Source organism: Arcobacter sp. LA11, assembly GCF_001895145.1.
Lineage (GTDB): Bacteria > Campylobacterota > Campylobacteria > Campylobacterales > Arcobacteraceae > Halarcobacter.
In genome coordinates, this window is the sequence record NZ_BDIR01000012.1 from 22,652 (window position 1) to 35,076 (window position 12,425).

Here is a 12,425-nt window from a genome sequence, read left to right on the forward strand (position 1 = left end):
AGACTACTTATCAGTTTTTTTAGCTGCTGGCTTTTTTGTTGTAGTTTTCTTTGCCGTAGTTTTTTTAGCGGGTGCTTTCTTCTTGGCAGTTGTTCTTTTAGCTGGAGTCTTTCTTGCAGTTCCTTTAGATTTAGGGTCTTTAGCAATTATTTCTAAAGTCTGTTCTAAAGTTAAATCTTCAGCTTCTACACCTTTTGGTATTTTAAAGTTTTTTCTTCCTTGTTTAATATAAGGACCATATTGACCAATTAGAATTTGTATTTTCTCTTTTTCAAATACTTTTATTGTAGCTTTTTCTTTTGCTTCTGAAATCTCTTTTATAACCTCTAAAGCTCTTGGCAATTCAATTGTATAAGGGTCATCTGTTTTTAAAGAAAAATAAGTTGATTTTACTTGTAAATAAGGGCCAAATCTTCCAATGTTTGCTTTAATATCTTCACCACTTGAATCTTGACCTACAACTCTAGGAAGAGTAAATAAAAATAGTGCCTCTTCAAGTGTAATTGTATCCATGTTTAAATGATCAGGAATAGCTACAAACTTTGGTTTTTCTTCATCGTCTTTTGTTCCGATTTGAACAAAAGGACCAAATCTACCAACTCTTGCACTCATTGGTTTTCCACTTTTAGGGTCAGTTCCAATTTCCCTAATTTGAAGATAATCTTCTTTATTTACGCTCTCTTCTTTTTCATTAATAGTTTTTTTGAAATCACCATAAAACTCTTGCATAACTTGTTGCCATGCAATTTTTCCATCTGCAATTTCATCAAACTCTTCTTCTACTCTTGCAGTAAAACCTAAATCTACAATATGAGGGAAATGGTCAACTAAGAAACTATTAACAATCTCACCAGTTGGTGTAGGGGCTAGTTTTTTATCTTCTGTTTTAACTACGTATTCTCTTGCTTGAATAGTTGAAATAGTTGGAGCATAAGTTGATGGTCTTCCAATTCCTTCGCCTTCAAGTTTTTTAACTAAAGATGCTTCTGTATATCTTGCAGGTGGTTTTGTAAAATTTTGTTCTAAATCTAATTTTTCAAGATTTAAAATAGTTCCAACTTTTATAGTTGGTAAAATCTTTTCAGTACTATCAAGTGCTGATTCTGGATTGTCACTACCTTCTGTATATGCTTTCATAAATCCAGCAAATACAATTCTTTGTCCCTTAGTTTGGAATTCAAACTCTTTATCTTTTCCTGCATTGATTTTATATGTAGTATTTGCAATTTTTGCAGCTGCCATTTGAGTTGCAAGTGTTCTTTTCCAAATAAGAGAATAAAGCTTATATTGTGCATTATCTACAAAAGCCTTTATATCACTTGGTTTAAGGGCTAAATTAACAGGTCTGATTGCTTCATGAGCTTCTTGTGCTCCTTTTGCTTTGGATTTATATACTCTTGGTTTATTTAATGAGTACTCTTTTCCATACTCAGCTTCAATAACCTCTTTTGCTGCACTAGTAGCAACTTTTGAAAGATTTAATGAGTCAGTTCTCATATAAGTGATTAAACCACCTGTATGCCCTGGAATATTTCCTACATTTCCTTCATAAAGTTGTTGAGCGATAATCATTGTTTGTTTAACAGAATATCCAAGTTTTCTACTTGCTTCTTGTTGTAAAGTAGAAGTTGTAAATGGAGCAGCTGGGTTTCTATTTGAATCTTTTTCTTCTATATCAAATAACTCAAAGTTTCCTTGATTTATAGAAGCTTCAATTTCTTTTGCTTCGCCTTCATTTCTTACTTTTTTTGCTTTTCCATCAATTTTTGCAAGTTCTGATTTTAATTCTGGATTACTAAATTCTGATTTAATTTTCCAAAATTCTTCAGGGATAAATGCATTTATTTCATTTTCTCTATCAACTATAATTCTTACTGCAACAGATTGAACTCTACCAGCACTTAGTCCATATCTAACCTTTTTCCATAATAATGGAGAAAGCTCATATCCAACTGCTCTATCTAAAATTCTTCTTGCTTGTTGTGCATCAACTAAGTGCTGATTTACTTCTCTTGGGTTATTAATTGCTTCTAAAATAGCATCTTTAGTAATTTCATGAAATACAATTCTTTTTAAAGGGTTTTTTTCAATTTTTAGTGCAGGAATTAGATGCCATGCAATAGCTTCTCCCTCTCTATCCTCATCGGCCGCGAGGTAAATAGTAGTATCTTTATTAATCTGTTTTTTTAAATCTGTTATTACTTTTTTCTTATCTGTTGAAATAAGATATTTTGGTTCAAAATTATTTTCTGGATCAAATCCAAGTTTTGATTTTGGTAAATCTCTTACATGACCCATTGAAGCCATTACTGTGTACTCTTTACCTAAGAATTTTGATATCGTTTTTGCTTTTGCTGGTGACTCTACTATTACTAAATTTTTCACTATTTACATACCCTGTATTTTTTTTACAATCCGAAATTCTATCATAAATAGATATAAAAGCAATTAATACTAATAAATTACTATTTCTTCCTCAAGTTCTATGTTAAATTTCTCTTTTATTTTACTCTTTGCAAGATCTATTAAATATATTGCATCTTCATATGTACCACTACCAAGATTTACTAAAAAATTTGAATGAATTTCACTAAATGCCATATCACCTTTTCTAAAACCTTTTAGTCCAACCTCTTCTATAAGTCGTCCCGCGAAATCCCCTTTTGGATTTTTAAAACATGAACCAGCGCTAGGAGTTTGAGGTTGATTATCTCTCATTTTATTAAACTCTTTTAACTTATCTTTACAAAAACCTTTTTCAATATCAAATACAACCTCATAAACAATCGTATCAATTTTAGTTTCTCTATATGAGTAAGTTACATCTTCTTTTTTTACATAACCATCTCTAGTTTTGATTTTATCTATATAATTAAATATTTCCCAAGATTTTAGACCTGCATTCATTTTAACAAGTCCACCAAGGTTTCCTGGAAGTTTTGCTAAAAATTCTAAATTTGCAATATCATTTTTTCGTACATAAGTTAAAAGTTTTCCTGAAGTAGTAGCACATCCTACATAAAGTTTGTTATCTATAAGTTTTATATAATCAAACTCTTCACCAAGAATAGCAAATTTTGGATGAGAAGAAGAAACTAGAAGATTGTTTGCTCTACCAATTATTTGATAATCATCATAGTCACCAATTTCATTGATTATTTTCACATCAGCTATTGGTCCAATTTTTATTGATGAATATCTTGAGAAGTCTATTGTTTTATAACTCACTTTGCTCTTAATTCCTCATACTCTTCAGGAATTAAAAAATCTTTTGCTTTCACAAGATTTTCAAAATATCCATGTTTGTAACCTAACTCATACAGTTTATCTAATGCTTCATATTGAACTTCACTAAGCTTTACAGAATTATTATTTGCATAAAGATCTAAATATGTATCTAAAGTATCAGCATCGACTCTTATAAGCCCTTTTTCAAGAAGCATTGGGGCTAGTACTTTTCTGTTTTTGTTTGCTACATCAACTGCTTTGATTAAAGTATTCTCATAATCTATTGCACTATGAAGTGGAATAGAACGTCTTATACACATTCCACCTAAAGGTAAAGGTAAATCTCCTCCAGAAAGCTCAACCCAAATATCCCAAAGTTCACGTTCTACTTCAAGTTCTTCGTCAAATGTTAATATTGACTCATGAATTAAAACTCCAGCATCTACAGTTCCATCAAGTACTGCCTTTTCAATATCCAAGAAATTCATATAAGTAATTCTAGCTTCTGGATAAGCAATTTTAAAAAGTAAACCATTTGTAGTAAATTCACCACTAAGTGCTACTTTAAAATTTCTTTTTAATTTTGAACCTTTTTTCTTGATTAATTTTGGACCATAACCTTCTCCAAATGAAACTGCCGTTTTTAATAATGCATAATCATCTTTTACAAATGGATATAAAGCAAAAGAAATAGCACAAATATCGTACTCTCCAGCTAATGTAGCTTTATTTAGTGTTTCAATATCATCTGCTATATTTTCAAATTTGGCATCTTTTGGTGTAACCCAACCAAATTTAATTGCATAATACATAAAAATATCATCTGCATCAGGAGAATGTGCAACGCTTATAGTCTTCAAAATAAGTCCTTAAAAGTTCTTTTAAATTTTTAATAATCGTGATTGTATCAAGTTATCTATTACTTTTTGTTTATGTTTCCAAATTGTGACTTACACGTGACAAAATATCATATAAAATTCATATTCCTGTGTTAGTATATGAATATTCATTTATTATTGAGGTAAAAAATGGTTATTAAATTTATAGATTGTACCGAAACCCATCATAACGATATGGACAAGATTGTAAGTTTTTTAAGTTCATATTTTGATACTCTAGGAGTTAAAAACTATACTCTTAAACTCAGTGAACTAAGAATCGTAAAATGTACCCAATGTCGTTGTTGTACACAAAAAAGTGGCATTGATCCTGTAAGATGTTTCATAAAAGATGAAATGGATACAGCAATTGATCAAATTGAAGAAGCAGATGCATATGTTATTTTAGCAGATAGAAATAATTTATTCTCTCAAAATGAAGTACATAAAAAATTTGCTGAAAGACTTGTTGCTTATCACTACTGGCCATATGGACAAGTTCAATCAACTCCAAGAAAAATCACTTTAGAAAAGACATCTATATTAATAAATTATAATACAACAAAATACTTTATGAATCATAGTTTCTATACTTCAAAAGTAAATATGGAAAGAACTTCTAGTTCAATTGGAGCAAAAGTTTTAGATTGGCAACCAATTACACCTAAAAAAGATTTACTTGCTACTTATGAGAAAAGATTGAAAGAGATGGCTGATAAACTATTAGCTTCTTTGCAAGAAATTGCTTCTTAACTATAGATTTGTCTATTAAAACTTTCTCAGCATTTTTATTAAAATTAGAATATAAGAAAAAACTTCCATTTAATTTTTTAAGCTACTAGGAATAAATCCTAGTAACCCGATATTTGAACGTAGTAAGAGATTATCTCTATTAAAGGTTCAATCATAAAGATTGAAAGAATAGTTACAATCGCAGCAAAGCCAATAAGTACTTTTATTGGTGTTGTAGCATTTGTCATATATTTAGTATTTGCTCCTTCAATTGGATCTTTTAAGAACATAAATATAATTGGTTTTAAGTAGTAGTATCCAGCTATTGCAGAGTTAATTACCATGATTAGTGCTAATAAAACATATCCAGCATTTACTGCACTTCCAATTAAATACATTTTCCCCCAGAATAGTGCAAAAGGAGGTATTCCTGCTAAAGACAATAAAAATAGTCCCATCATACTTGCAGTTATTGGAGCTGTTTTTACTAAGCCTGAGTATTTTTCTAAAGCATGATCAGAAGAGAAAGAGTTATAATCTTTACTTCTATTTAACCATAACATTGTAAATCCACCAAGATTTGTAACTAAGAACAGAATCCAATATAAGAACATAGCACTTGTTGCTTGTGTAGTTCCAATTAAAATTGCAGCCATTGCAAAACCTGCATTAGAGATTGATGAGTAAGCTAACATTCTATTTATATCATTTTGAACTAAAGCTATAAGATTTGGTATAGTCATAGTTAATACAACTGTTACATAAAGAATTATTTCAACATAGATATCTCCACTTGAAATAAATATTTCGAAAAACCTTAAGGCAACTACAAATCCAGCCATTTTTGGAACAATAGACATAAACCCAGCTAATGCAGCAGTTGCACCTTCATATACATCTGCAACCCATGTATGATAAGGAACTAAAGATAGTTTAAATCCAAGAGCACCTAACATAAAAATTACTCCAAGTAAAATTATTGGATAATTTTCAAAGTTTGAAGCTACTAATACTTCTGAAATTTGACCTAACTCAACTGTTCCTGTTAGTGCATAGAATATCATTGAACCAAAAGCAAAGAATCCAGTTGCAACTGCACCCATAGTAAAGTACTTAATTGCAGCTTCTAAAGCATTGTTTCTATTATGCATTGCAATTAATGTATATAAACACATAGAAGCTGTCTCAAGTCCAACAAAAATTAAAATTAATGAATCAGAACTGACCATAAACTGGAATCCTGCAATCATAAATAAATATAAAGCAAAGTATTCAGGATATCTGTACTCTTGGAATCTAAGTTTACTCATAGCAGTTATTACAAAGAGTAATGAAGCCACAACTATAACTCCTTGAGATAGTATAGCTATACCATCAACAAGCATCAAGTCAAAGAATCCTCTAACACTTCCAGAATAACCAATTAGAGCACCTAAATCTACTAAAAGAAAAAGTACTGTTAACATGATATATAAAGATTTATCAAGTTTTTTATTTATTAAATCAACACATAAAATTACAAGTGCACCAACAATCGCAATAAGCATAGGTACAATTGTTCCAAAGTTTAAACTAGCAAACTCTATTGATACTGGTGGGATATTAATCATGTTTCACCTCCCCAATACTGTTATACTCTAAAATTTTAGCCTTTGTAGAAGGTTCTATTGCTTTTAATTGCATTACCTCCACAAGCTGTGATACTGATTTATTTACTGGTTCTAAAATTGGTTTTGGATAAATACCAAGAATCACAACTAAAGCTACAAGAGGGATTAAAGCTGCAAGTTCTCTTCCATTTACATCTTTTAACTTTTTATTTTCTTCATGTACTACTGGTCCAAAGAAAGACTTTTTATACATTACTAACATATAAACTGCACCTAAAATAATTGTAAGTCCAGCTATTAAAGTTAACACAGGTGATACTTTAAAGAATCCAAGTAAAGATAAAAACTCACCTACAAATCCAATTGTAAGAGGAAGTCCAACAGAAGCCATCAACATAATACCAAAGATAGTTGCATACTTAGGCATAACTGAAGCTAGACCACCAAAGTCTTTTATCATCTTAGTATGTCGTCTATCATATATGACTCCAACTAACATAAACAGTGCTCCTGATACAATACCATGAGAAATCATTAAGAAAATTGAACCACCAATTCCTTCTACATTTAAAGCAAAGATACCAAGAATAATTACACCCATATGAGAAACAGATGAGTATGCAATTACTTGTTTCATGTCTTCTTGAGCATAAGCTACCATAGCAGTATAGACAATTGCAATAAGTGCTAATGCTGCCATAGGATAAGTAAAGTATACAGAAGCATCAGGAAACAGTGGTAATGAAAATCTTACAAAACCGTATGTACCCATTTTAAGTAAAACAGCAGCTAAGATAACAGAACCTATAGTTGGTGCCTGACCGTGAGCATAAGGAAGCCACGTATGGAATGGGAACATTGGAACTTTAATTGCAAAACCACAAAAGAATGCAACAAATAACCATAATTGCATATCAAATGGCAATAACATCATATTCCAATCTAAGATACTAAAGCTCCAGTTTCCTGTTGTTTGAAAATATACATATCCAAGATATAACATACCTACAAGCATGATTAAAGAACCTATAAATGTATATAAGAAAAATTTAACAGCTGCATATAGTCTTAAATTTCCACCCCATGCTCCAACGATATATAACATTGGTACAAGAGATAATTCCCAGAAAAGGTAGAAAATAATTGCATCTAAAGCTAAGAAAACACCAACCATTGTCATTTCTAAAAATAATACTGTGATGATAAGATGTTTTAAATTTCTTTTTTCAGTTAATCCAATAATAGAAATCATCGTCATAAATGTTGTCATAATAACTAAGAATAAAGAGATACCATCTATTCCTACAAAATAGTTAATTCCATATGCACTTATCATAGGGATTACTTCTGTAAACTGCATACCTGCTATACTATTATCAAAATTTATCCAAAGAAAAATACTTAGTACAAACTCAATAGCAGTTACTAAAATTGCATACATTCTAATAGAATCATCTTTTACAAGAAATCCTATTAATGCGGCAAATGCTGGAAAAAATATTAAAATCGATAAAATGTGTTCCATCTAATTAACCCCTTACTTCGCGATGCCAAGTGCAACACTTAACACTAATAATATTGTGATACCAAATACCATCAATCTCAATGAAGTTGATAAGTTACCTGATTGAATAACCCTACTTCCTTCACCACTTTTATAAATAACTTTTGCAACACCATCAACAATTGCATCAACAATTTTAAGGTCAATACTTTTCCAAGCAAATTTAGATAATGCTAAATATGGTTTTAAAATTACATTTTCAATAATATGTGGAATATAATATTGATTTGCTAACAATTTATAAAATGATTTATCTTTAATCTTTTCACTAAAGTAAGTTCCATCTTTTCTATGTTTCCATACTGCAAAGGCAATACCTGCAAGTGCCATAGCTGATGTTACTGCTATAAGTATATATACAGTTGAATGTGTTATATTATCTGCATGCCATGCAGGTAATAATTTAGTTGTAAATTCAAAGAAACTATGTTCACTCCATCCAGAAACTACTGCTAAAATAGCCAATGGAGTCATTGCTGCAATTACAAATGGATAAGTTTCATGAGGATGATATCCTTTATCATGATACTTCTCTTCACCATGGAATACATACATTACAAGTCTAAATGAATAAAACGCAGTTAATCCAGCAGTTATCCATAAAATAAACCATAAGAAATATGCTTCACCATTGAAAGCTGCTTCTAAAATTTTATCTTTTGAGAAGAAACCAGATAATGGGAAAATACCAGCAAGAGCAACAGAAGCAACTGTCATGATAATCGAAGTTGCTTTCATATGTTTATGAAGTCCACCCATATTTTTAATATTAATCTCATCATCCATTGCATGCATAACATTTCCAGCACCTAAGAATAGAACTGATTTAAAGAATGCATGTGTTCCTAAATGGAAAAGTGCAACCCAATAAGCTCCAAGCCCAGCAGCTACAAACATATACCCTAGTTGAGATAATGTTGAAAATGCGATGATTTTCTTTATATTTGTTGCAACAAGTGCCATAGATGCAGCACCAATAGCTACAAAAGCACCAAGACAAGCTATAAAGTATCCAACTTCTGGAACAATAGTAAAGATTTCATTTGCACGAATAACTAAATAAACTCCAGCTGTTACCATCGTAGCTGCGTGAATAAGTGCAGATACTGGCGTTGGACCTTCCATTGCGTTTGCAAGCCATTGATTAAATGGAAACTGAGCTGATTTACCCATAGCTCCAATAAATAAGAAAATTGCAATTGCAACAATCAATCCAGAACTTAAGCTTCCAATTTCTGAAAATACTACATCATATTGTAAACTTCCAAGATTCCAATAAATTAAGAAAATACCAACTAACATTCCAAGGTCAGCAACTCTGTTTGTTATAAATGCTTCATTTGCAGCATAACCTGGGCTGATTGATGAAAATGGTGATAAAGTTGAAAATGGTGATTTGTAAACATCAGAAGTTAAAGCTTGGTCTTCTTTGTGATACCAAAAACCGATTAATCCCCAAGAACAAAGACCAACACCTTCCCAACCTATAAATAAACCAGCAAAGTTATCACTCATAACTAAAATCATCATTGAGAATACGAAAGCTGATAACCATGCAAAAAATCTATTAAATGATTTATCATGAACCATATATCCAATTGAGTGAATATGTACCATTGTTGAAACTAAAGTAACAACAACCATCATCGTAACACTCACTTGGTCAACTACAAATCCAAATGGGATATCAAGGTTTCCTATTACAATCCAATCCATTAGCTTCACATGAACAATTGCATCTGTTGTAAATACATAATATAGTAAATTTAAAGATGCAATCATAGATACACCTAATAAAACAGAAGTTATAATTCCTGTAAAAAGTAACTTAGGTCTCATAGAAAAACATGCTGCGATCAAAGAACCTAATAATGGAGCAAATAATGCTATATATAAATATTTTTCCATAATTAGCCCTTCATACTTTGTAATGTATCTAAATCAATAGAGTTTTTCTTTTTAAACCAAAGAATCAGTAATCCTAATCCAATAGCAACCTCACTTGCAGCAATAGCAACAATGAAAAAAGCAAACATTTGACCAGTTAAATCCCCATAAAACTTAGAGATTGCAGCCATTCCAATATTTACAGCATTTAACATAATTTCAGTAGAGAAAAAAAGCATAAGTAAGTTTTTTCTTCTCATAACACCAACAAGTCCAATAACAAAAAGAACTGTTGATAAAATTAGATATGCATTTAAAGTCATTTTTCATCCTTTGCAGAATCTTCTTTTTCTAAAGCATCAATCTCTTCTTCGCTTAGTTCAGAATAAGATACATCCATTTTCTTCCCTGCAAGAATAATTCCACCTATCATTGCTACAAGTAACATAACTGCTGCAATTTCAAATGGAATTAGATACTTAGTAAATAAAACAATACCTACATCTTGTGTGTTACCCCACTCTGGATGAACTGGATATTGAGCTACTATATTTGAACCTATAATTGGTGAAATAAATATTATTACTATTATTAGAGCAGAGATTCCACTTAATAAAAATACCAATCTAGGATTTTTAATCTTTTCTTTTACAGTTGATAAAGAGTCAAAGAACATCATACCAAAGGCATAAAGTGCCATAACTGCTCCTGTGTAAACTACAATTTGTACTGCGCCTAAGAAGTCAGCATCAAGTAAGAAGAAGAAAGCTGATATGAAAATCATCCCCGCAGCCAATGCACTTAGTGCATATAGCGAATTATTTGTAAAGACTGTTATACAAAACATAACGATTGTTAAGATTGAAAACAGATAAAAAGCTATTATTTCAAACATCTTCCCTCCTTAATATGACAATGGAGTTTTCTTGATTTTTTCATCTGCATCGGGAGATACAGCACCAAAACCAGGATACTCTTGTTGTTGTGCTAATTTATCAAGTGGAGTTAATAAATCTTCTTTTAGAACAAAGTGTGCTCTTTGTTCACTTGCATTTTCATATCTTCCACCATGTACAATTGCAAGCTCAGGACAAACCTCAGCACAATATCCACAGAAAATACATCTTCCCATATTAATCGTGTACTCTAAAACTTCTTTTCTAGAATTTTCATCAATCTTTGTATCCATTCTAATACAATCAGCGATACAAATTTTTTCACAAAGTCCACAACCAATACATCTATTTTCACCAGATTCTAAAAGTCCTAATAACTTGTGAACGGCTCTATATCTTGGCCCTATTGGAAGTTTCTCTGCTGGATATTGAACTGTGTGCATCTCATTTTTAAATAATGCACCCATCATCATCTTCATAACAATCTTCAATCCACCAAATAACTCACCTTTTGCAGATCTACGTGCTACTTGTTTGAATTGATCCCATCCAGTTTTAGGATAGTCATTTTCTAAAATATTGATATAGTCACCAACACCGATATTTCTGTTTTTTAATTCATCTAAACCCATATCAACTCCTAAAACATCATCACAAAGCCAGTAATTAAAACATTAATTACTGATAATGGCATTAAAATTTTCCAACATAACCACATCAATTGGTCAGGTCTAATATGTGGCCAAGAAGCTCTTGTCCATAAGAAAAAGAAAATTAACATCATAACTTTAAGTACAATTGCTAAACCACCAGGGATAAACCACATATCGTTAAATCCACCTAAGAAAATAAGTGAAATTAAAAAACAAACAGTAAAAAGGTTTGCATACTCACCAATAAAGAACATACCCCATCTCATACCTGAATACTCCGTTGCATAACCAGCAACAATTTCTGCTTCATGTTCAAGTAAATCAAAAGGTGTTCTATTTGTTTCAGCAAACCCTGCCATAACAAAAAGAACAAATGCTAATGGTTGATACACTACAAGCCAATAATTTCCATCTGTTTGATAATTATTAATATCTATTAAAGATAAAGAACCAACCATCATAAGTGGAGCTAGAAGTGCAAGTCCTGAAACAACTTCATAAGATAATAATTGAATAGCTGTTCTAGCACCTCCAAGAAGTGACCATTTGTTTGCAGAACTCATACCAGCTAAAAGTGGTCCATATAATCCAACAGAGGCAACACCTAGTACAAATAATACACCAACATTTACATCTGAAATAATTGGTCTTACTGTATAACCAAACAGTTCAAACTCTGGAAAGAAAGGAACTGCTGTCATAGCAATAAATGCAGTAGCTGCTGTAATAATTGGAGCAATCATAAATATAGGTTTAGCTGCATTTTGTGGGATAAAATCCTCTTTTGTAAAAAGTTTAATACCATCTGCTGCAAGTTGTAAAACCCCATGTGGTCCAACATGCATAGGCCCCCATCTTCTTTGCATAAATGCAAGAATCTTTCTTTCTATATATGTCGTGAAACCAGCTAAGGCTGAAAAAACTGCTAGTACAACAGCAGCTTTTACTATAGTTTCAATAATAAATCCTGTTTCCAT

11 protein-coding genes are annotated in these 12,425 nt (G+C 31.3%); 1 reads left to right on the forward strand and 10 read right to left on the reverse strand.

Annotated features, from left to right (window positions below):
• Window positions 1-3: 3 nt before the first annotated feature.
• From topA to BT997_RS12345, 3 genes are all read right to left on the reverse strand, one after another.
• Window positions 4-2,385 carry a type I DNA topoisomerase gene (gene topA / locus BT997_RS12335; RefSeq protein WP_083568728.1) on the reverse strand — a complete coding sequence of 794 codons (2,382 nt, stop codon included), beginning with the start codon at window positions 2,383-2,385 and terminating at the stop codon, window positions 4-6.
• 69 nt (window positions 2,386-2,454) lie between these two features.
• Complete coding sequence (locus tag BT997_RS12340) at window positions 2,455-3,228, reverse strand: UDP-N-acetylmuramate dehydrogenase (RefSeq protein ID WP_072682253.1); 774 nt, start codon at window positions 3,226-3,228, stop codon at window positions 2,455-2,457.
• Window positions 3,225-4,091 carry an MqnA/MqnD/SBP family protein gene (locus BT997_RS12345; protein WP_072682254.1) on the reverse strand — a complete coding sequence of 289 codons (867 nt, stop codon included), beginning with the start codon at window positions 4,089-4,091 and terminating at the stop codon, window positions 3,225-3,227. Before BT997_RS12345 ends, BT997_RS12340 begins: the two co-directional genes overlap by 4 nt.
• A 165-nt stretch (window positions 4,092-4,256) precedes the next feature.
• Between BT997_RS12345 and BT997_RS12350 the strand changes: the two genes are divergently transcribed.
• Window positions 4,257-4,859 carry a hypothetical protein gene (locus tag BT997_RS12350; RefSeq protein WP_072682255.1) on the forward strand — a complete coding sequence of 201 codons (603 nt, stop codon included), beginning with the start codon at window positions 4,257-4,259 and terminating at the stop codon, window positions 4,857-4,859.
• A 98-nt stretch (window positions 4,860-4,957) separates the two neighbouring features.
• On the opposite strand, the gene nuoN is transcribed toward BT997_RS12350, so the two are convergent.
• Genes nuoN through nuoH form a run of 7 tightly spaced genes read right to left on the reverse strand, consistent with a single transcriptional unit; the run spans window position 4,958 to window position 12,425 of the window.
• Window positions 4,958-6,448 (reverse strand): NADH-quinone oxidoreductase subunit NuoN, encoded by a 1,491-nt coding sequence (gene nuoN / locus BT997_RS12355; RefSeq protein WP_072682256.1) that lies wholly within the window; start codon window positions 6,446-6,448, stop codon window positions 4,958-4,960.
• Window positions 6,441-7,973 carry an NADH-quinone oxidoreductase subunit M gene (locus BT997_RS12360; protein ID WP_072682257.1) on the reverse strand — a complete coding sequence of 511 codons (1,533 nt, stop codon included), beginning with the start codon at window positions 7,971-7,973 and terminating at the stop codon, window positions 6,441-6,443. Before BT997_RS12360 ends, nuoN begins: the two co-directional genes overlap by 8 nt.
• A gap of 12 nt (window positions 7,974-7,985) precedes the next feature.
• Complete coding sequence (gene nuoL, locus BT997_RS12365) at window positions 7,986-9,920, reverse strand: NADH-quinone oxidoreductase subunit L (protein ID WP_072682258.1); 1,935 nt, start codon at window positions 9,918-9,920, stop codon at window positions 7,986-7,988.
• A gap of 2 nt (window positions 9,921-9,922) precedes the next feature.
• Entirely contained in the window at window positions 9,923-10,222 is a 300-nt protein-coding gene (gene nuoK, locus BT997_RS12370; RefSeq protein WP_072682259.1) for an NADH-quinone oxidoreductase subunit NuoK, read from the reverse strand.
• Complete coding sequence (locus BT997_RS12375) at window positions 10,219-10,794, reverse strand: NADH-quinone oxidoreductase subunit J (protein ID WP_072682260.1); 576 nt, start codon at window positions 10,792-10,794, stop codon at window positions 10,219-10,221. The genes nuoK and BT997_RS12375 overlap by 4 nt, the downstream gene beginning before the upstream one ends.
• A 9-nt stretch (window positions 10,795-10,803) precedes the next feature.
• Complete coding sequence (gene nuoI, locus BT997_RS12380; protein ID WP_072682261.1) at window positions 10,804-11,427, reverse strand: NADH-quinone oxidoreductase subunit NuoI; 624 nt, start codon at window positions 11,425-11,427, stop codon at window positions 10,804-10,806.
• Window positions 11,428-11,435: 8 nt separating this feature from the next.
• Window positions 11,436-12,425, reverse strand: a complete 990-nt coding sequence (gene nuoH / locus BT997_RS12385; RefSeq protein ID WP_072682262.1) for an NADH-quinone oxidoreductase subunit NuoH — start codon at window positions 12,423-12,425, stop codon at window positions 11,436-11,438.

Bases quoted from the DNA above. Each gene is read 5' to 3' on its own strand.
- BT997_RS12375 (WP_072682260.1), bottom strand. From the start codon at position 10,794: ATGTTTGAAATAATAGCTTTTTATCTGTTTTCAATCTTAACAATCGTT.
- nuoI (WP_072682261.1), bottom strand. From the start codon at position 11,427: ATGGGTTTAGATGAATTAAAAAACAGAAATATCGGTGTTGGTGACTAT.
- nuoK (WP_072682259.1), bottom strand. From the start codon at position 10,222: ATGACTTTAAATGCATATCTAATTTTATCAACAGTTCTTTTTGTTATT.
- BT997_RS12350 (WP_072682255.1), top strand. From the start codon at position 4,257: ATGGTTATTAAATTTATAGATTGTACCGAAACCCATCATAACGATATG.
- nuoN (WP_072682256.1), bottom strand. From the start codon at position 6,448: ATGATTAATATCCCACCAGTATCAATAGAGTTTGCTAGTTTAAACTTT.
- BT997_RS12360 (WP_072682257.1), bottom strand. From the start codon at position 7,973: ATGGAACACATTTTATCGATTTTAATATTTTTTCCAGCATTTGCCGCA.
- nuoL (WP_072682258.1), bottom strand. From the start codon at position 9,920: ATGGAAAAATATTTATATATAGCATTATTTGCTCCATTATTAGGTTCT.
- nuoH (WP_072682262.1), bottom strand. From the start codon at position 12,425: ATGGAAACAGGATTTATTATTGAAACTATAGTAAAAGCTGCTGTTGTA.